Genomic DNA, 20,503 nt, shown 5'->3' on the forward strand with positions numbered 1-20,503 from the left:
GTTGTGGTGTCGTGATCTTGACCATACGGTCAGGAACCGTGTGAAGCAAGTGTTCAAGGGCCCGGCAGAGGCCCGCACAGAAAGGGAATTTCCTATGGCCAAGCTTGGCGACAATCTGAAAATTAACGGCGACCGTTTGTGGGACAGCCTAATGGATATGGCCAAGATCGGGCCGGGTATCGCGGGCGGCAACAACCGTCAAACGTTAACCGATGCGGATGCCGAAGGCCGTGCCGTGTTCCAGAAATGGTGCGAAGACGCGGGCTGCACCATGGGGGTCGACAAGATGGGGAACATGTTTGCCACGCGTCCCGGCACCGACCCGGAGGCCTTGCCGGTCTATATGGGGTCGCATCTGGATACCCAACCGACGGGCGGCAAATACGATGGCGTCCTTGGTGTTTTGGGTGGGCTGGAGGCGCTGCGCACCATGCAGGACCTAGGGGTGAAGACGAAACACCCGATCGTGCTGACCAACTGGACCAACGAAGAAGGCACCCGGTTCGCACCGGCGATGTTGGCTTCTGGGGTGTTTGCCGGCAAACACGAAATGGATTGGGCCTATGATCGGGTCGATGCCGAAGGCAAGACATTCGGTGACGAGCTGAAGCGGATCGGCTGGGTCGGTGATGAAGAAGTCGGCGCGCGCAAGATGCATGCGATGTTCGAGCTGCACATCGAACAGGGTCCGATTCTTGAGGCCGAAGGCAAGGATATTGGTGTTGTCACACACGGTCAGGGACTGCGCTGGATCGAATGCACCGTCACCGGCAAGGAAAGCCATACCGGATCGACCCCGATGCCGATGCGCAAGAACGCTGGTCGTGGATTGGCGCTGATCACCGAGCTGGTACACGAGATCGCGATGAAGCATCAGCCCAACTCTGTGGGCGCAATCGGCCATATCGATGTCTATCCCAACAGTCGCAATATCATTCCGGGTCGGGTCGTGTTTACGGTCGATTTCCGGTCACATCTGCAAGACGTGATCGACGCGATGATGGCTGAATTCGAAGAGAAGGCACCGAAGCTGTGCGAAGAGATCGGGGTGTCGCTTGAGTGGAAAATCTCGGGTCAATTCGATCCGCCCGCCTTTGACGAAAACTGCGTTAACGCGGTGCGTGATGCGGCGGAACGGCTGGGGTATAGCCATATGGATATCGTGTCGGGCGCGGGGCATGATGCCTGCTGGATCAATGATGTCGCACCCACCGCGATGATCATGTGCCCCTGTGTTGACGGGCTGAGCCATAACGAGGCGGAAGATATTTCCAAGGAATGGGCGGCGGCAGGGGCGGATGTTCTGTTGCATGCCGTGCTGGATACCGCTGAGGTTGTGGAATAGCGCGACGGTTACTGATCCGGTTGGATCGGGCCGGGGCGGCGTGGAGGTATGGTAATGGTGATCGAAGATATCGAAACCGGTCCTGAGCTGATCAAAAGACTGATCGCGCAGGAGGTCCGGGAATATCACCGGATCCATACCCGGCCGTCTGAAACCCGGTCTTCGACCCATGCCGATCTGGTCGCGTTGCGCACGCTGGAAGACTTCAAGGCGGCGTTGATCGAGCCGGTTGAGACCGAAGCGTTGTTCAGCGGCGGGCAGGTGATGACCTGCTGGAGCGTGACGCGCAGCAACGGCGCTTACCGCGTCATCTATCTGCCGCAGGCGGCGCTGTTTTCGCTGGCGGTGGAATCAATGTTTGGTCCGGTGGATATCGGTGTGCATGGCCCGGCCATCGCCGTATTTTCATCGGTTGGATAATGGGGAGAAAAGTATGACGACCAAAGTGATCAAGGGCGGCACCGTTTGCACCGCCGACCGGACCTGGAAGGCCGATGTTCTGATCGAAGGCGAAGTGATCAAGCAGATCGGCGAAGATTTGAAGGGCGATGAATATATTGACGCCGAAGGGGCTTATGTGATCCCCGGCGGGATCGATCCGCATACCCATTTGGAAATGCCTTTCATGGGCACCACGGCTGCGGAAACCTTTGAATCCGGTACTTGGGCGGCTGCAGTGGGTGGCACCACCATGCTGGTTGATTTCTGCCTGCCGGGTGAAGACGGGTCGATCAAGAACGCGATCAATGAATGGCACCGCAAATCGGCCCCTCAGATCTGTTCGGATGTCGGCTATCACATGGCGATTACAGGCTGGAACGAGAAAATCTTCGAGGAAATGAAGGATGCCGTCGATATGGGCGTCAATTCCTTCAAGCATTTCATGGCCTATAAGGGCGCCTTGATGATCGAAGATGACGAGATGTTCGCTTCGTTCAAACGGTGCCGAGAACTGGGCGCATTGCCGATGGTCCATGCCGAAAACGGCGACTTGGTGGCCGATATGCAGGCGGAAATGCTGGAAAAAGGCATCACCGGGCCGGAGGGTCATGCCTATTCGCGACCGCCCGAATTCGAAGGCGAAGCGGCGAACCGGGCGATCACCATCGCCGATGCGGCGGGGGTGCCTTTGTATATCGTGCATGTCAGCTGTGAACAGACGCACGAAGCGATCCGGCGCGCGCGGCAAAAGGGGATGCGGGTTTATGGCGAACCGCTGATCCAGTTCCTGACGCTGGATGAAAGCGAATATTTCAACAAAGACTGGGATCACGCTGCCCGTCGGGTGATGTCGCCGCCGTTCCGGTCCAAGGATCATCAAGACAGCCTGTGGGCCGGTCTGCAATCTGGATCGTTGCAAGTGGTTGCCACCGACCACGCGGCGTTCAGCACCGAGCAGAAACGCATGGGCGTCGACAATTTCTGTCTGATCCCGAACGGGTCGAACGGGGTTGAAGAACGTCTGGCGGTGCTGTGGACCCAAGGGGTGGAAACCGGGCGGTTGACGCCGAACGAATTCGTTGCCGCGACGTCGACCAACGTGGCGAAGATCCTCAATATCTATCCCAAGAAGGGCGCAATTGTTGAGGGCGCAGATGCCGATATCGTTGTCTGGGACCCGAAAATTTCCAAGACAATCAGCGCCTCGAACCACCATTCCGTGTTGGATTACAATGTGTTCGAAGGGTTCGACGTGAAGGCGCAGGCGCGTTATACCCTAAGCCGCGGCGAAGTGATCTGGGCCTGGGGCCAAAATAGCCAGCCGCAACCTGGCAGGGGCCGTTTCGTGCCGCGCCCGGCGTTCAATTCGGCCTCTGTCGCGTTGTCGAAATGGAAAGAACTGTCCAGCCCGAAAATGGTGCAGCGTGATCCGATGAATATCCCCGCAGGGATCTGACAACAGGAACACCCCGGACCAGATCCGGGGTGATTTCCCAATAATACCCGGCAGTAAAACTGCTGCCTATACGGAGACACAGGGACATATGAACGATACCGTGATCAGCGCGAAAAATCTGTCGCTGACCTTTCAGACCAATGACGGCCCGGTGCATGCGCTCAAGGATGTCGATCTGGACATCAAAAAGGGAGAATTCGTCAGCTTCATCGGCCCATCGGGCTGTGGCAAGACGACGTTCCTGCGCTGCATGGCCGATTTGGAACATCCCACCGGCGGTAGCATTACCGTGAATGGGGTAAGTGCAAAAGACGCACGTAAATCAAGAGCTTATGGGTATGTTTTTCAACATGCCGGGCTTTATCCATGGCGCACGATCGGCGGCAATATCCGGTTGCCGCTGGAAATCATGGGCTATTCCAAGGCCGATATGGATCAACGGGTGCAGCGGGTGCTGGACCTGGTCGAACTGGACGGGTTCGAAAAGAAATTCCCCTGGCAATTGTCGGGCGGGATGCAGCAACGCGCCTCGATCGCGCGGGCCTTGGCGTTTGATGCCGATATCCTGTTGATGGACGAACCCTTTGGCGCGCTTGACGAAATCGTCCGTGACCACCTGAATGAGCAATTGCTGAAACTGTGGGCGCGGACCAACAAAACCATCGGTTTCGTGACCCATTCGATCCCCGAAGCGGTCTATCTTTCGACCAAGATCGTGGTGATGAGCCCGCGTCCGGGTCGGATCAGCGATGTGATCGAAAGCCCGCTGCCGACGGAACGACCGCTGGATATTCGCGACACGCCGGAATTTCTCGAGGTCGCCCATCGGGTGCGCGAAGGGCTGCGGGCGGGACATGCGTATGATGATTAAGTTTATAGGCATTTGCGCAATTTGTGCCCCGAAATGGTACAGATCGCTAAGTGGGTGGAAAGACCGCGCCGGTTTGGTTGTTTCGGACAAGATGACGGCGGGGATCGGCGCATGAAGAAGTCGTTGATTCCCATTCTGACCGTCGTCGCCGCTTTGGTCGTGATCTGGTACGGGGCTGCCGTGGCGTTGAACATGCCCTGGGCCAAGGATCAGGCCAAGCGGGCGGGGACCGAGCCGGGGTTTTCCGAACTGGTCGCCGATACTTGGTCACAGGACAAACCGAAACTGCCGGCGCCGCATCAGGTGGTGGTGGAAATCTGGAACACTACCGTGGTCATGGTGGCCAAGGGGCGGGGGTTATCCAAGCGGTCGCTGATCTATCACAGCTGGGTCACGCTGAGCGCGACCGGGTTGGGGTTCCTGATGGGCACCGTGTTGGGCATTCTGCTGGCGGTTGGGATCGTTTATAACCGGGTGATGGACATGAGCGTGATGCCTTGGGTGATCGCCAGTCAGACCATCCCGATCTTGGCGATTGCGCCGATGATCATCGTGGTGCTGAACGCGGTCGGGATATCCGGGTTGCTGCCCAAGGCGATGATTTCGATGTATCTGAGTTTCTTCCCGGTCGTGGTCGGCATGGTCAAGGGGCTACGCAGTCCCGGGGTGATGCAATTGGACCAGATGAAGACCTGGAGCGCGACGCGCGGGCAGCAATTCTGGCGGCTGCGGTTGCCGTCGTCGATGCCGTATCTGTTCGCGTCGCTGAAAGTGGCGATGGCGGCGTCCTTGGTCGGGGCCATCGTCGGCGAATTGCCGACCGGAGCGATTGCCGGATTGGGCGCGCGTCTGTTGGCGGGTAGCTATTACGGCCAGACCATCCAGATCTGGAGCGCCTTGATCATGGCGGCGGCTTTGGCCGCGGTGCTGGTGGCGCTGATCGGGGTGATCCAACGGGTGGTTCTGAAACGGATGGGGATGGCGTGATGGGCTGGATTGTGTTCGGGTTTGCCGCTTGGCTGCTGGGTTGGCGCGCCAATGTCTGGCTGGCGCGATTGCCGAAATCGCGTGCCACGTCGCTGGCGGTGCCGGTAATATTCGGCGTCACTTTGGTGATCATCTGGGAATGCCTGGTGCGCGGGTTCGATATTTCCCCGGTGTTGTTGCCACCGCCGTCAGTGATTGCGCTGCGCTTTGCTGCTTCGACCAGCATCCTGTGGCAGGATTTCGTGCAAACGGTTCTGAAAGGGGCGCTGTCAGGCTATATTCTGGGCTGTGGCGGGGCGTTTTTGACTGCGGTGGTGATTGACCGCTTTCCATTCTTGCAACGCGGGTTGTTGCCGGTGGGCAATTTCGTCGCTGCTTTGCCGATTGTCGGCATGGCACCAATCCTTGTCATGTGGTTCGGATTCGACTGGCAGTCGAAGGCGGCGGTGGTCGTGGTGATGGTGTTTTTCCCGATGCTGGTGAACACGGTCGAGGGATTGCAGGCCACCGACAAGATGCAGCGTGACCTGATGCGCACCTATGCCGCCGGATATGGTAAAACGCTGCTTAAGCTGCGGTTGCCGGCAGCGATGCCGTTCATTTTTAACGGTTTGAAAATCTCTACGACTCTGGCGTTAATCGGTGCCATCGTGGCAGAGTTTTTCGGAAGTCCGATCAAGGGAATGGGGTTTCGGATTTCCACCAGCGTTGGGCAACTGGCGCTGGATCTGGTCTGGGCCGAAATCGTGGTTGCCGCGGTCGTCGGGTCAGCGTTTTATGGCGGGGTCTCGTTACTGGAAAAAGCAGTGACATTTTGGCACCCGTCGCAACGGGGCTGAGCAAGAAAAAAATAAAGTTCAACAAGGAGAGTATGACAATGAAAACAATCATGAAAACGCTGGGTGTTGCATCGCTGGGGCTATGGGCAGGAATGGCCCAAGCCGCAGACGATATGACCTTGCAGCTGAAATGGGTCACGCAGGCGCAATTCGCGGGCTATTACGTGGCGCTGGATAAAGGGTTTTACGAAGAAGAAGGATTGAACGTCACGATCAAGCCGGGCGGCCCGGATATCGCACCGGTTCAGGTTCTTCTGGGCGGCGGCGCGGATGTCATGGTCGATTGGGCGCCTTCGGCTCTTGCTGCGCGTGAAAAGGGTGCGCCGATCGTGAACATTGCACAGCCTTTCGCAACTTCTGGCCTGATGCTGACCTGCTTGAAAGAGCATAACATCAACAGCCCGGCCGATTTTCCGGGCCACACATTGGGCACTTGGTTCTATGGCAATGAGATCCCGTTGTATTCGTGGATGGGCAAGCTTGGGTATGCAACCGATGGGTCCGACGGCGGTGTGACGATCCAGAAGATCAATTTCAACGTTGATCCGTTGCTGCAAAAGCAGGTCGAATGCGCCACGACCATGACCTATAATGAATACTGGCAGGTGATCGACGCAGGCCTGACGCCGGATGATCTGGTGGTGTTCAAATACGAAGACGAAGGCATTTCGACCCTCGAGGATGGGCTTTATACCACCGAAGAGAAGCTTGCCGATCCGGTCGAAGTGGAAAAGATGGTCCGCTTTGTGCGCGCGTCGATGAAGGGTTGGAAATACGCCGAGGTGAACCCGGACGAGGCTGCGGAGATCGTTTTGGACAACGACCAGTCTGGTGCGCAGACCGAAAAGCACCAGAAACGGATGATGGGCGAAATTGCCAAGCTGACCGCAGGGTCGAATGGGGCGCTGAATGTAGCTGATTTTGAGCGGTCGGCCGCGATCACCATGGAAGGCGGCATGATCACCAAGGCCCCGGAAGGCGCATGGACCCATGCGATCACCGACGAGGCGCTGAACTGATCCATCGCGTATAGCGTGACATTGGCGGGGGCCGGTCCAGGGGACCGGCCCTTTTGCTGTGCATCCCCTTGGTGCGGACAGGGTTAGCGCGGTTGGACTTCGAGCACTTTTTGCAACAGCGTGGTCAGCGTTTTGGTTTCGTCCGGGGTCAAGGTGCTGGTGAGCGTGGTCTGGATCCGTTCGACGGTGATCTGGGCTTCTTTCAAGACCGCGCTGCCTGATTCGGTCAGGTGCAAAGCCCGGGAGCGGCGGTCTTTCTCGGATACCGTGCGCGTGATATAGCCTTTTTCAACCAGTCTATCGACCACCCCGCCCAGGGTGGCGCGGTCGCAGCCGGTCCAGGCCGCGACCGAGGCCTGATCGGCCCCCGGATTGAGTTGGATCGCCGACAGGGCGGCGAATTGAAATGGCGTTATATCAAGGCCTTGTTTGTTCATTTCTTCGAAAAACACGGCCGAGGCAATTTGATGAGTGCGCCGGAACAGATGCCCGACCATCACGTGAAATTTCATTCCTTCCCCCCCTTTCGCGGTCCAAGCTGACCAAGCCCTTAGTGAGTCTGCGCCACGGCTTATAGCTAAAACTAATCGAAGGTCTCAATAAATCAAATTGACATATTTCATAATGATATGAATACATATCGACGACTTTGAAGTCAGCCAGTCTTTTGGGAGGAGACGAAGGGATGCAGAAATTTGGAGCCCTATCGCATTGGGTCGCACGCAATGAGCGTTGTGGTTGACGATGCGGTTTTTGGGGTATTTTCGATCCTCTTCGGCTTATCGCTGCCGTATCGCCTTCAACCTGAAAGGGCTGGAGTATGATTTCGAAAGCGTTCATCTGAAGTCAGGACAACAGAAGGCACCGGCCTATGCGGCGGTCAATCCGCAAATGTTGGTGCCGACATTGATCGCGGATGATGGTCAGGAACTGACCCAGTCGCTGGCGATCATCGAATGGCTGGACGAAACCTATGCCGATCCGCCGCTGTTGCCTGCGGACAAGGATTTGCGGGCACAGGTGCGGGCGTTTTCACAGGTGATCGCCTGTGAAATCCATCCGTTGCAGAATTTGCGGGTGCTGCAATACCTGCGCGGCGAGCTGCGCTTGGACGAAGACGCCGTCAGCAAGTGGTTGGCGCGCTGGTTGGGCGAAGGGCTGACGGCCTGCGAGGATATCTTGAATAAGCGCGGCGAAGACAGCCGGTTCTGTTTCGGCGATGTGCCGGGATTGGCCGATATTTGCCTGGTGCCACAGGTCTTTTCGGCGCAGCGGTTCGGCGTGGATATCAGCGGGCTGAAGCGGATCAACGAAATCAATGCGAATTGTGCGGCGCTGCCGGCATTTTCGCAGGCGGAACCGGCGAAACAGCCGGATTTTGAAGCCTGATCCAAGGCACATGAAGCGCGGTCGGCAAAGGGGAATGCCCCGGATCGCGTTCGGCACAGTTTATTGCTTCCCGCCGCACTTGATTGGCGGGGACGTCACTACGGAGAGACAACTATGAATATCCTGAAGACCGCATGGCGGACCGCCGCCGCTGCCGCTCTTATCGCCGGGACCACGGCAACGGCATTTGCGGCCGATGTCACGCTGACCATGCATCAGTTCCTGCCGCCGCAAGCCAGCGTGCCGCGCGAGGTTCTAGAGGTTTGGGCCAAGAAGGTCGAAGCGGATTCGAATGGCCGTATCGAAATCGAGCATTATGCGTCGATGTCGCTGGGCGGCAAGCCGCCGGAATTGATCAGCCAGGTCGAAGACGGCATTGCCGATATCGTCTGGACGGTTGCCGGGTATACCCCGGGCCGGTTCCCGCAGGGTGAAGTTTTCGAACTGCCGTTCCTGATGACCGATGCCGAAGCCACCAGCCGCGCCTATTGGAACTATGCCGAGGCGAACATGATGGACAAGGACTATGCGCCGTTCCATCCGATTGCGCTGTTCGTGCATGGTCCGGGCCTGATCCATTCGAAAGACCCGATCCTGAGCCCGGCCGATCTGAACGGGGTCAAGATGCGCGCACCGACCCGCGTGACCAACAAGATGTTCCTGGAATTGGGGGCAACCCCGATCGGGATGCCGGTTCCGGCGGTGCCTGAGGCGTTGTCGAAAGGCGTGATCGACGCGGCGGTGATTCCGTGGGAAGTGACCGGGTCGCTGAAGGTTGCGGAACTGGTTCACAACCATACCGTTTTCCCCGGTGCATCGCTTTATACCACCACGTTCATCTTGGCGATGAACAAGGACAAATATGAATCGCTGCCCGATGATCTGAAAGCCGTGATCGATGCCAATTCGGGTGCCGACGTGTCGGCCTGGGCTGGCAAGGCGACAGAGGCGGCTGACATTCCGCCTTATGAGCTTGCCAAAGGTCTTGGCAATAACATCATCGAGTTGAGCCCGGAACAGGTTCAGGTCTGGAAAGATGCTGCCGCATCTCAGCAGGCCGATTGGGTCGCAGAAATGAACGGTAAAGGCTTTGACGGTCAGGCTTTGCTTGATCAGGCGAAAGCGTTGATCGAAAAAGGCAGTAAGTAACGCCAAGGTCTGTTACTTAGAAAAGAGCGGCCGCTGCGATTTCTTCGCGGCGGCCATTATCTGACCCTCTTACGGGAGAAGAGGAAACTTATGCAACGTTTTATGAACAACCTCGCGCGGGGGATGGCGATGTTGGGCGGCGTGGTGCTGACCCTTTTGATCATCCTGACATGTCTGTCGGTGCTGGGCCGGACAACGAATACTTTCCTGCACAGTGAATTCGCTGAAGCGATCATGGGCGGGCTGACCAAAACGTTGCTCGATACCGGCGTCGGGCCGATTACGGGCGATTTCGAACTGGTCGAGGCCGGGATCGCCTTTTCGATCTTTGCCTTCATTCCATGGTGTCAGATTACCGGCGGACATGCGTCGGTCGATATCTTTACCTCGGCCCTGCCGGTGCGGGTGAACCGTTTTATCCTGATGGTGGGCGAAATCCTGTTTGCGCTGGCGCTGATTCTGATCAGTTGGCGTCTGTATGACGGCACGATGTCGAAGATGAGATATGGAGAGACCACCTTTCTGTTGCAGTTCCCGATCTGGTGGGCCTTTGCGATCAGTCTGGTTGGCAGCGTCGTATCGTCGATTGTCACGGTTTACATGGCCGTGGTCCGGACCGCAGAATTTTTCCGAAATGAAACGATTGTACATGTGAGTGGGGGGGCAGACCATTGAGCAACTTTGAAATTGGGCTGACGTCCTTTCCGGTCCTTCTGATCCTGATCTTCTTGCGGATCCCGATCGGCCTGGCGATGTTTCTGGTTGGTCTGGGCGGGTTGTATTACCTGACCGGCAGCCCGAATATCGCGCTGGCGAAGTTGAAGACCGAAACCTATTCGACCTTTTCCAGCTATTCGTTGTCGATCGTGCCGATGTTCCTGTTGATGGGCCATTTCGCCACGTTGGGCGGGATGAGCCAAGCATTGTTCAAGGCTGCTGAAAGCTTCCTTGGGCATCGGCGCGGCGGGGTCGCGATGGCGGCTGTCGGTGCCTGTGCCGGGTTCGGGTCGATCTGCGGGTCGTCCTTGGCCACCGCAGCCACGATGAGCCAGGTCGCATTGCCGGAATTGCGCCGCTACGGGTATTCGGGCGGGTTTTCCACCGCGACGCTGGCAGCGGGCGGGACGCTGGGCATCCTGATTCCGCCTTCGGTGATCCTGGTGATCTATGCGATCCTGACCGAACAGAATATCGCCAAGCTGTTCCTGGCGGCCTTTGTGCCCGGTTTGCTGGCTGCGGTTGGCTATATGATCACGATTTCGATCTATGTCCGCATCCATCCGAATGCGGCGGGTGTGCGCGAACCGATGCCGATGATCGAGCGGTTCAAGGCGCTGTCCGAAGTCTGGCCGGTGCTGTTGGTGTTCATCACCGTTGTTGGCGGCATTTACATGGGGATCTTCACCCCGACCGAAGGCGCGGCTGTTGGCGCGGCGGGCACCGGGCTTATTGCGCTGCTCAATGGCGGGCTGACCAAGGTGACGCTGGTGGAAAGCTTCATGGCGACGGCGCGGGCTTCGGCGATGATTTTCTTCATCGTGCTGGGCGCGGGGTTCTATAACGGGTTCCTGGCGATGAGCCAGGTGCCGCAGCAATTGTCGGTCTATGTGTCCGAGTTGGGCTATAGCCCGTGGATCATCCTGATGATCATCCTGACGCTTTATCTGGTCTTTGGCTGCGTGATGGACAGCTTGTCGATGATCCTGCTGACGATCCCGATTTTCTTTCCGATCATTTCGACGCTGGATTTCGGTCTGACGCTGGAAGAAACCGCGATCTGGTTCGGGATCATCGTTCTGATCGTGGTCGAGGTCGGGCTGATCACGCCACCGGTGGGGATGAACCTGTTCGTGATCAATTCGATGGACCGGATGACGCCGATGGTCGAAACCTACAAGGCGGTGATGTATTTCGTCGCCTCCGACGTGGTGCGGGTGGTTTTGCTGGTGGCGTTCCCGGGGATCACGCTGTTCCTGCTGCGGCTGTTTGGCTGATCGGAACCCTTTGAAAAAACTAAAAAAACCCGGCCTTGTGCCGGGTTTTTTTATGGAAACGGGTTTGGATAACCCGCTGGGTGCGGGTGGATATTTGTCTGGACTGTCCAGAAAATAATAGTTATAAAGTATAGCTAATAATTGGGAGATAGGCATGAGCGATTCCGATATCATCAAGGTTGAGATCGACGGCCCGGTGGCGACCGTCACCATGTACCGCCCGGGCAAGCGCAACGCGATGAACGACAGGTTGCTGGCGGCGCTGGACGACTTCTTTTCCAACCCGCCCGAAGGCGTGAAAGTGGTGATCCTGACCGGCACCGAGGGACATTATTGTTCGGGCCTCGACCTGTCGGAACATGTGGCGCGCGACGCCGAGGGCACCATGCGCCATTCGCGCGGTTGGCACGCGGTGATGGACAAGATCCAGTTCGGCGGATTACCGGTGGTGTCGGCGATGTTCGGCGCGGTGATCGGTGGCGGGCTGGAATTGGCGACCTCGACCCATGTACGGATTGCCGAACCTTCGACCATCTTCCAGCTGCCCGAGGGCCGTCGCGGTATCTATGTCGGCGGCGGCGCGTCGGTGCGGGTGGGGCGCATTCTGGGCGCTGACCGGATGACCGAAATGATGCTGACGGGGCGAAAATACGGCGCCGATGAAGGCTATATGTTTGGCCTGTGCCACCATTCGGTCGGGGAGGGCGAAGCGCTGCCATTGGCGCGCAAGCTGGCCGCACAGATCGCTGAAAACGCGCCCTTGTCCAACTACGTGATGATCCATGCGCTGGCCCGGATCGAAGACATGTCGAAACAGGACGGGTTGTTCACCGAAAGCCTGTGCGCGGCGCTGACCCAGACCAGTCCGGATGCGCAGGAAGGGCTGAAAGCCTTTCTTGAAAAACGCAACCCGAGCTTCCGGTGATCGCGATGGGGCAGGCAAGGAAAATACCGGTCAAAAGCGCCGCCGAAGACGGGGGGCTTGATGCCTCTTTGCGCGAAATTCTGGGCTATACCGTGAAACGCACCAGTAACATCTTGCAGGCGGATGCCGCTGCGGTGCTGGACCCGTTGGGGCTGAGGATCACCACCTTTTCGGCGCTGGTGGTGATTTGCGACCATCCGGACGTGACCCAATCGCAGATCGCTGCGGCGTTGAACATGGAGCGGTCGAACACCGTTTTGATCATCGACGCGCTGGAAGAAGCGGAATTGATCGGGCGCCACCGGGTGCCGACGGACCGGCGGGCCTATGCGCTGCGGGCGACGCTGGAGGGCATGAAAACCCGCGACGCTGCGGTTCGGGCGCTGTCCGACCGTGAAGAAATATTGCTGCAAGATCTGAGCCGGGAGGAGCGCGCCACGCTGATGGCGTTGCTGGGCAGGATCAAGCCGCAGCCCTAAGGGAGGCCACCATGACAGACCATTCCATCACCGTCCCGCAGGAGGTGATTACCGAAACGCGTGCCGATGGCACGTTGATCCTGCGCTCGTCGCATCCGATGGGACCGGTGGCAGACACCACCGGTGACTGGCTGCATCAATGGGCGGTAAAGACGCCCGACGCGGTGTTCATCGCCGAACGTCAGGGTGCCGGGTGGCGCGAAGTGCGCTATGCGCAGGCGTTGGACATGGTGCGCAGGATCGGGGCGTGGCTGCTGGATCAGGGCTATGACCGAAAAGGCCCGATCGTGGTGATGTCGGGCAATTCGGTCGATCATGGGCTGCTGGCGCTGGCGGCGCAATATGTCGGCATCGCTGTGGTGCCGGTGGCGGAACAATATTCGCTGATCCCCGGCGCGCATGAACGGCTGCTTTATGTCATCGAAAAAGTGCGGCCGGGACTGTTATTCGTTGATAATGCCGGGCGTTATGGCGCGGTATTGAAAATGGATGAACTGGCCGGGTATGACGTTTTGGCCACGCAAACGGAAGGCGCGCCACGCGATGTGATCGCGATGGATGCGGCGTTGCAGGGCGGGGTGGCGGATGTTGATGCTGCTCATGCAAAGGTCGGTCTCGATACGGTGGGCAAGATCCTGTTCACCTCGGGGTCGACATCGAATCCCAAAGGGGTGATCACCACCCATAGAATGATGTGCGTGAACCAGACCCAGATCGCCGATGCCTTCCCGGTTTTGCGGGCGAAAGCGCCGAAGATCCTTGACTGGTTACCGTGGAACCATGTGTTCGGTGGGTCGCATAATTTCAACATGATGCTGGCCAATGGCGGCGCGCTTTACATTGATGACGGCAAACCGACCGAAGCCCTGTTCCCGCGCAGTCTGGAAAACATGAAGATGCATAGCGGGACTTTGGCCTTCAACGTGCCGGTGGGGTTTGCCCGTCAGGTCGAGGCATTGAAGGCCGATCCCGAGCTGCGCAAAGCCTTCTTTACCGGGCTTGATTTCACCTTCTATGCTGGCGCGTCGCTGCCACAGGAAACTTGGCAGGCGCTGGGCGATATGGCGAGCGAAGTGACCGGCACCGTGCCGTTGATGGTGTCGTCCTGGGGAATGACCGAAACCGCGCCCGCCACCTTGATCGTGCATGAACGGGTGGACCGGTCGGGCATTATCGGCGTGCCGGTGCCGGGGGCCGAAATCAAGCTGGTCCCGGACGAGGACGGCCGCTATGAGCTGCGCTGCAAGGGGCCCAATATCATGCCGGGCTATTTCGAAGACCCGGAAAAGACCGCCGAAAGCTTCGATCCTGACGGCTTCCTGATCACCGGTGATGCGGTGAAATTCGTTGACCCCGGCAATGCCGATCGCGGTCTCAGTTTCGATGGCCGGATTTCGGAGGATTTCAAGCTGACCTCGGGCACCTGGGTGCGTGCGGCCAGCCTGCGCAACGGGGTTCTGACGGCGCTGGACGGGCTGATCGGCGATCTGGTGATCACCGGGCAGGACCGGGCCGAACTGGGCGTGCTGCTGTTCCCGGTGCAACCCGCCGGTGGTCGCGAGGGCGATATTGTCACCGATGCCGCGCTGGTGGCCGAGGTGCGGCACCGTTTGGCGAAACTGGCCGGGTCTGCCACTGGATCGTCGACCCGGATCGGCAAGGCGCTGATCTGTGCCGAAGCGCCATCGTTGACCGATCACGAAATCACCGCCAAGGGCAATCTGAACATCCGCAAGGTGCTGACTCGCCGCGCGGCGCTGGTCGAAAAGCTTTACGACGATGAAGACGCGGACGTCATCCGGGTCTGATCCTCGTCCGTTTCTTCTTGGCCCAAATACTCCCGCCGGAGGCGTCCTAACGATGCCAAGGGCGCAACCGATTGAAAGGACAGCACAATGGTCGACATTTCCAAGGTCCGCGCCATCGATATCCACACCCATGCCGAAGAACCCTGCGGCTGTCATGCCGATGACGGCTATGACGAATTGCAAAGCACCATGGCGGGGTATTTCGGCGCGCCGTGGTCCCACCCGCCGACCATCCCGCAAACGGCGGCGCATTACCGCGAACAGAACATTGCCGCGGTGATTTTCCCGGTCGATGCCGAACGCGAAACCGGCTATCGCCGCTATAAGAACGAAGAAGTTGCGGACCTGGCGGCCCAGAACGATGACGTTCTGATCCCGTTCGCGTCGATCGATCCGTGGAAGGGCAAGATGGCCGCGCGCGAAGCGCGCCGGTTGATCCGCGATTTCGGCATCAAGGGGTTCAAGTTCCATCCCACGATGCAGGGATTTTATCCCAATGACCGGATGGCTTATGATTTCTACAATGTTTTGGAAGAAGAAGGCGCGATTGCGCTGTTTCATACTGGCCAGACCGGGGTTGGATCGGGGATGCCCGGCGGCAATGGCATGCGATTGAAATATTCCAACCCGATGCATCTGGATGACGTTGCGGTGGATTTTCCGGACCTGAAGATCATCATGGCGCATCCCAGTTTCCCCTGGCAGGAAGAGGCGTTGTCGGTGGCCCAGCACAAACCGAACGTCTATATCGATCTGTCCGGCTGGTCGCCCAAGTATTTCCCTGAAATCCTGGTCCGGTATTGCAATTCGATGCTGAAGAAAAAGGTGTTGTTCGGGTCGGATTGGCCGATGATCACGCCGGAACGTTGGCTGTCGGATTTCGAGAAGATCAAGATCAAGGACGAATTGCGCCCCGATATCATCAAGAACAACGCCGCGCGGTTGTTGGGGCTGATGTAAGCCGGTTTGCCGGGGCGGGTCAGGGCGGCATTGCCTGTCGGGCCCCGCCGAAGTCATTCTGTTCACGGTTTAAATGGTTGGCGATGTCGATGCGTCGGCGTATCGTCCCGGCCTGAGCCACAAAGATGCCAGAGGAAAGAAGCTTTTGATTTAGGTCAATGCTTCTCCCTGCTGTCATATGCAATGGCTTGCATGTCTGACGGCATTCTGCCGGCTAAGTAAAGGATACATCCATGACTGACGCGGTTCAGGACCATTCCGGCAACCGGCTGGAACATTACCCGGTGACCTTTTTTGCCATCGTCATGGGCTTGTCGGGGCTGACGCTGGCGCTGCATGCGGCGGAATTGGCCTATGGCATTCATGGCTTTTATTCCAATATCGCTTATGGCGTGACCGCGTTCATCGCGCTGTTGATCGCGGTGGGCTATATCGCCAAGGCGTTGCAATATCCGGGCGCGGTGGTGGCGGAATGGAAACATCCGGTGCGGTTGGCCTTTTTCCCGGCGATTTCGATTTCACTGCTGTTGATCGCCACGGCGACCCTGCCACGCAATGCGCAGGCGGCGGAAATCCTGTGGCTGATGGGAATGGTGTCGCAGGGTGTTTTGACCCTTGCGGTGGTGTCCGGTTGGATCGGGTCGCGGGCGTTTCAGACCGGTCATCTTAGCCCGGCCTGGTTCATCCCTGCGGTGGGTAACGTGATCGTGCCGATTGCAGGGGTTCCGTTGGGCTATTTCGAACTCAGCTGGTATTTCATGTCGGTCGGGTTGATTTTCTGGGTGGTACTGATGACCCTGGTGATGAACCGGCTGATTTTCCATGATCCGCTGCCGGGACGGTTGCAGCCGACGCTGGTGATCCTGATCGCGCCGCCTGCTGTCGCTTTCGTGGCCTGGGTCCGGCTTTATGGCGAAGTCGATGCCTTTGCCCGCATCCTGCTGAATGGGGCCTATTTCTTTACCCTGATCGTTGCGATGCAATTGCCGCGCATGGTCCGGCTGCCCTTCGCGCTTAGCTTCTGGGCGCTCAGCTTCCCTTTTGCGGCCATCGCGATTGCCAGCTTCAACTTTGCCGCCAATACCCAAAGCACGATCCACAAGATGATCGGCACCGGGTTGCTTGGGGTGCTGTTGGTGATCATCGTGGCCCTGCTGCTGCGGACCCTGAAGGCGCTGAGCAAAGGTGAGATTTGCGTACCGGAATAGCCCGGATTTGCCGCGCCCGCTGGCATTTCGCGATGCCAGCGGGCGCGGTTCTATTGTTCCCGGAATGCGCGTGACATGCTGTCGCGCACTGGTTTGATCAGATATTCGAAAAATGTCCTCGCTTCGGTTTCGATCATGATGTCTGCGGGCATCCCCGGAACCGGGGCGAAGGACGTGACTCTGGCGTATTCCGACGCGGAGAGGTCGATATGAGCGACATAGACTTCCTGGGCCACGCCTTTGGATGTGTCGGTGATCGAGTCGGCGGATAAATAGCTGACATAGCCGGTCAACACCGGCGTGGTGCGCCGGTTCAACGCCGATAGCCTGACCGTCGCGGCCTGACCGGGGCGCACGCTGTCCACATCGGTGCGCGGGACAAGGGTTTCGATCAGCAGCGGCGCGTCGCTGGGCAGAATTTCCGCAATCGGTTTGCCGCTTTCGATGACACCGCCGGGGCTGTGATAATACATCCTTACCATCGTTCCGCTGACCGGGGCGACAACGGTCGAACGTGACAGCACATCCTTGGCCTTGCGGGCCTTTTCGCGGATCGTGTCCAGTTCCGCCTGCACGGCCTGAAGTTCGTCCAGCGCCTTGCGCCGACGCCCGGCTTCCAGTTTTTCGATCTCGAGCTGGAACTTGAGACGGGAGCGTTCGATTTCTTCGATTTCCGAGGCGATCCGCGCAATATGGCCGTCGGTTTCCAGCACGGCACGGCGGACATAATTGAATTCGGGACGACGGATCAGCCCCTCTTCGAGCAAGGTTTCCTTGTCGCTGAGTTCTTCGGTCAGGCTGACCCCGCGTTCGCGATAGGCTTCCAGTTGCACCCGGTAACCTTCGCTGCGGATTTTCAGCGATCCCATGCCGTTTTCCAGGATCGCCAGTTCTTTTTCCTGCATGCGCTGCGACGATTCAAACGCAAGTTTCTGATCGTCAAGGATTTGTGCCACCTGCTGATTTGCCTTGGCCAGTTCGATAAGGCGCGGCAAGAAAACGATTTCGGTGGCGTTCAGGTATTCGGCCCGCACCCGCGCCTCGGCCGCTTCGAGCCGGGCTTTGCGAAATTCCATTTCGCGCAGGTCGGCTTGGGCCGCTGTCTGCTGAAGCTGGATGATCTTTTCGCCCTTTTCGACGCGGTCGCCTTCGGAAACCAGTATCGCTTCTATGATGCCGCCTTCCAAATGCTGAACGATCTTGTTGCGGCCGGTGGCCACGAAGCTGCCTTGGGAAATCACCGCCGCCGCCAATGGGGCGCGAAAGGCCCATAATCCGAAGCCACCAAAGGTGACGATGAACAGGAAAATACCAAATATCACGTGGTTTCGGATCGAGCGCGGTACTTCGTGATGCCATTCCAGGATTTCGACTGAATGTGTCATTCCTTGTCCCCTTCGGTTGACGGTCCGATCCCCTTGTCGGGACCGCGTGCGCTGCCATGTTGGAAATTCGCAAGTTGCTGAAGCACGTCGTTTCGATGCCCCATCAACGCGACGTTTCCGTCGGACAACAGCATGATCTTGTCGACGACGCTGAGCAGTGTCGGTTTTTGCGTTATGACCACGACGGTGATCTTGTTTGCCCTAGCGTGTTCGATGGCCCGGGCCAGCGCCTGATCCCCGGCAACGTCAAGGTTCGAATTCGGTTCGTCCAGCACAAGAAGGCGCGGGTTTCCAAAGAAGGCGCGGGCCAGCGCGATGCGTTGTTTTTGCCCCCCCGATAGCGGCGATCCGTCCGCCGTAACCATCGTTTCATAGCCCTGTGGCAGTGACGCGATCATGTCATGCACATCGGCCAGAACGGCGGCGCGGTGGATTTGTTCGTCGGTGGCGTCATCGCGCATTCGCGCGATATTCTGCTTGATGGTGCCGGGAAACAGTTGGACGTCCTGCGGCAGGTAGCCGATGTTTTCGCCCAGTTGCCTGGGTTCCCAGTTGCGCAGATCCATCAGGTCCAGCCGCACATTGCCCGAGGTCGGAATGATCGACCCCACCAGCATTTTGCCCAGCGTCGTCTTGCCAGCCCCGGAATTGCCGATGACCGCAAGGGTATCGCCCGGTTCCAACGAAAAGCTGATGGCGTTCAGCACCACTTGCTTGGTTCCGTTCGGAACGAACAGCAGGCGCCCCACGTCCAAACGGCCCTGAGGGTCGGGTAGCCGCAGCCGTTCGAATTGATGCGCCGACCGGGTCAGCAGGGTGGAAATCCGGCCATAGGCCGACCGCGACAGCAAGAACGCATTCCAGCCCTCGATCGCACCTTCAACCGGTGCCAGCGCACGACCGGCGATGATCGACGCCGCGATCACCATGCCGCCGGTCATTTCGCCGGCAATCGCCAGATAGGCGCCCCAGCCCAGCATGCAGACCTGTGTCAGCAAACGAACGCCGCGCGATACGGTGGCGGAAATCACGTTGCGGTCCTGGGCGCGCACCTGTGCGGTCAGCGACGCGGCGGTGTCGCGGCCCCAGATGGTTACCGCTTCGGGGATCATCGCCAAGGCGTTGATGATCTGACTGTTCCGGGTCATCGAATCGAGGTGCATGTTCGCCCGCGATTGCGCCTGATTGGCCTCGGCAAAGGGGCGCGCTGTCATCCGCTGGTTGATGTTGGCAATCACGAACAGAATGATCGCCGTGGTCACGACGATATATCCCAGATGCGGGTGCACCAGGAAGATCGCCATCATGAAGATCGGCGCGAAGGGGACATCCATAAACGACATCAGCGTGCCCGAGGTCAGGAAACTGCGTACCTGCTGCAAATCCCCGAGCGCCTGATATTCGCGCCCCGATCCGTGCAGTGACGCATGGGCTGCTGCGCTCAGGATGGGGGCGCCCAACCGGGCGGCCACTTCTACGGCGGTGCGCATCAGCATGAAGCGGCGCACGGCGTCGAAAACCGATTGAAGGATCACCGCCCCGGCAATGACCAGCGTCAGCATGATCAGCGTATCCACCGACCGGCTGGTCAGGACGCGATCGGAAATCTGAAAAAGATAGAGCGGGATCGCGAGCACAAGAACATTGGTGGCACAGGTCATCAACATGACGAAGCCCAGGTTTCGCCGGACCGCCGCAACGCCTTCGCGCAGGCTTCTTTCATAGTTCTGCGGCCCCAGCCGACGGTGAAACCGTGCGGTGCCACCACCCCCGCCGCCGCCGCCACCGCCGCCCCCGTTGCCGCCGCGTCCGCCGGGCGGTATTGCGGCCCCGCTGCTTTCGCGGGTGTTGATCCGGCCTTCAAGCGTTGGTCCCCCCAAGCCCTTGACCGGCGGGTCCATCCGGCTTTTGATCGGGTCCTTTTCGGGGGTCTTGGCTTTGGGTGCGGTGTCCCTGCGGGCTTGTGGTCCGGTCTGGTCTTTGGGGTCGCTTCGCATGCTTTGAACAAGTTGAAACGGTTCCAGATGCGGTTCCGGGCGGAAATCGCCGCGCCCCCCTTTGACGACTTTCAGGGTTTCCAGCAGTTTTTCCCGGCGGGCCTCATCGGATATTTCCTGTTCCGGTCTTTCGGTCCGGCCCGGCTGAAGCGAGGCTGCCGCCTTTATCTGGAATTCCCGCAAATTCAGGGTGCCCGCGTCTTCTTCGGCGCTGATCGGTTCGCCGTATTTAGTGTTCTTCATTGTTGGTC

The 20,503-nt window shown here is 58.6% G+C and carries 19 protein-coding genes; 16 read left to right on the forward strand and 3 right to left on the reverse strand.

From position 1 onward, the window contains the following. Positions 1-94 precede the first annotated feature (94 nt). From TG4357_RS11780 to TG4357_RS11810, 7 genes are all read left to right on the forward strand, one after another. Entirely contained in the window at positions 95-1,345 is a 1,251-nt protein-coding gene (locus tag TG4357_RS11780) for a Zn-dependent hydrolase (protein WP_058263102.1), read from the forward strand. A gap of 54 nt (positions 1,346-1,399) precedes the next feature. Next, positions 1,400-1,765, forward strand: coding sequence for a hypothetical protein (locus tag TG4357_RS11785; protein WP_058263103.1), 366 nt, complete (start codon positions 1,400-1,402; stop codon positions 1,763-1,765). 13 nt (positions 1,766-1,778) lie between these two features. Then, positions 1,779-3,242, forward strand: coding sequence for a dihydropyrimidinase (gene hydA / locus TG4357_RS11790; RefSeq protein WP_058263104.1), 1,464 nt, complete (start codon positions 1,779-1,781; stop codon positions 3,240-3,242). 88 nt (positions 3,243-3,330) lie between these two features. Then, positions 3,331-4,113: an ABC transporter ATP-binding protein gene (locus TG4357_RS11795; protein WP_058263105.1), complete on the forward strand. Its 783-nt coding sequence runs from the start codon at positions 3,331-3,333 to the stop codon at positions 4,111-4,113. Positions 4,114-4,224: 111 nt separating this feature from the next. Then, positions 4,225-5,100, forward strand: a complete 876-nt coding sequence (locus TG4357_RS11800; protein ID WP_058263137.1) for an ABC transporter permease — start codon at positions 4,225-4,227, stop codon at positions 5,098-5,100. Then, positions 5,100-5,939, forward strand: a complete 840-nt coding sequence (locus TG4357_RS11805; RefSeq protein WP_058263106.1) for an ABC transporter permease — start codon at positions 5,100-5,102, stop codon at positions 5,937-5,939. The genes TG4357_RS11800 and TG4357_RS11805 overlap by 1 nt, the downstream gene beginning before the upstream one ends. Before the next feature lie 38 nt (positions 5,940-5,977). Then, entirely contained in the window at positions 5,978-6,958 is a 981-nt protein-coding gene (locus TG4357_RS11810; protein WP_058263107.1) for an ABC transporter substrate-binding protein, read from the forward strand. A gap of 83 nt (positions 6,959-7,041) precedes the next feature. Here TG4357_RS11810 and TG4357_RS11815 read toward each other — a convergent pair whose 3' ends face one another. After that, positions 7,042-7,470 (reverse strand): MarR family winged helix-turn-helix transcriptional regulator, encoded by a 429-nt coding sequence (locus TG4357_RS11815; protein ID WP_058263108.1) that lies wholly within the window; start codon positions 7,468-7,470, stop codon positions 7,042-7,044. Positions 7,471-7,702: 232 nt separating this feature from the next. Here TG4357_RS11815 and maiA point away from each other — a divergent pair, with 232 nt between their 5' ends. The 9 genes from maiA (at position 7,703) to TG4357_RS11860 (ending at position 16,870) form a co-directional block, all read left to right on the forward strand. Continuing rightward, a complete protein-coding gene (gene maiA / locus TG4357_RS11820) occupies positions 7,703-8,347 on the forward strand; it encodes a maleylacetoacetate isomerase (protein WP_058263109.1) in 645 nt (214 codons plus the stop codon). Between the two features lie 114 nt (positions 8,348-8,461). Further along, positions 8,462-9,496 carry a TRAP transporter substrate-binding protein gene (locus TG4357_RS11825; RefSeq protein WP_058263110.1) on the forward strand — a complete coding sequence of 345 codons (1,035 nt, stop codon included), beginning with the start codon at positions 8,462-8,464 and terminating at the stop codon, positions 9,494-9,496. Between the two features lie 90 nt (positions 9,497-9,586). Further along, positions 9,587-10,171 (forward strand): TRAP transporter small permease, encoded by a 585-nt coding sequence (locus tag TG4357_RS11830; protein ID WP_058263111.1) that lies wholly within the window; start codon positions 9,587-9,589, stop codon positions 10,169-10,171. Further along, the gene (locus tag TG4357_RS11835; protein ID WP_058263112.1) at positions 10,168-11,490 is read left to right on the forward strand and encodes a TRAP transporter large permease; all 1,323 of its coding nucleotides are present in this window, start codon (positions 10,168-10,170) and stop codon (positions 11,488-11,490) included. The genes TG4357_RS11830 and TG4357_RS11835 overlap by 4 nt, the downstream gene beginning before the upstream one ends. Before the next feature lie 154 nt (positions 11,491-11,644). Then, positions 11,645-12,415 (forward strand): crotonase/enoyl-CoA hydratase family protein, encoded by a 771-nt coding sequence (locus TG4357_RS11840; RefSeq protein WP_058263113.1) that lies wholly within the window; start codon positions 11,645-11,647, stop codon positions 12,413-12,415. A gap of 5 nt (positions 12,416-12,420) precedes the next feature. Further along, positions 12,421-12,894 carry a MarR family winged helix-turn-helix transcriptional regulator gene (locus TG4357_RS11845; RefSeq protein ID WP_074646850.1) on the forward strand — a complete coding sequence of 158 codons (474 nt, stop codon included), beginning with the start codon at positions 12,421-12,423 and terminating at the stop codon, positions 12,892-12,894. 11 nt (positions 12,895-12,905) lie between these two features. Further along, a complete protein-coding gene (locus tag TG4357_RS11850; protein ID WP_058263115.1) occupies positions 12,906-14,702 on the forward strand; it encodes a feruloyl-CoA synthase in 1,797 nt (598 codons plus the stop codon). Positions 14,703-14,789: 87 nt separating this feature from the next. Continuing rightward, positions 14,790-15,662: an amidohydrolase family protein gene (locus TG4357_RS11855; RefSeq protein WP_058263116.1), complete on the forward strand. Its 873-nt coding sequence runs from the start codon at positions 14,790-14,792 to the stop codon at positions 15,660-15,662. Between the two features lie 233 nt (positions 15,663-15,895). Next, positions 15,896-16,870: an SLAC1 anion channel family protein gene (locus tag TG4357_RS11860; RefSeq protein ID WP_058263117.1), complete on the forward strand. Its 975-nt coding sequence runs from the start codon at positions 15,896-15,898 to the stop codon at positions 16,868-16,870. Positions 16,871-16,920: 50 nt separating this feature from the next. On the opposite strand, the gene TG4357_RS11865 is transcribed toward TG4357_RS11860, so the two are convergent. Both TG4357_RS11865 and TG4357_RS11870 read right to left on the reverse strand, forming a co-directional pair. After that, positions 16,921-18,255 (reverse strand): HlyD family type I secretion periplasmic adaptor subunit, encoded by a 1,335-nt coding sequence (locus TG4357_RS11865; protein WP_058263118.1) that lies wholly within the window; start codon positions 18,253-18,255, stop codon positions 16,921-16,923. Beyond that, entirely contained in the window at positions 18,252-20,495 is a 2,244-nt protein-coding gene (locus TG4357_RS11870) for a type I secretion system permease/ATPase (RefSeq protein WP_082644133.1), read from the reverse strand. The genes TG4357_RS11865 and TG4357_RS11870 overlap by 4 nt, the downstream gene beginning before the upstream one ends. Positions 20,496-20,503: the final 8 nt, after the last annotated feature.

Source organism: Thalassovita gelatinovora (genome assembly GCF_001458355.1).
GTDB lineage: Bacteria > Pseudomonadota > Alphaproteobacteria > Rhodobacterales > Rhodobacteraceae > Thalassobius > Thalassobius gelatinovorus.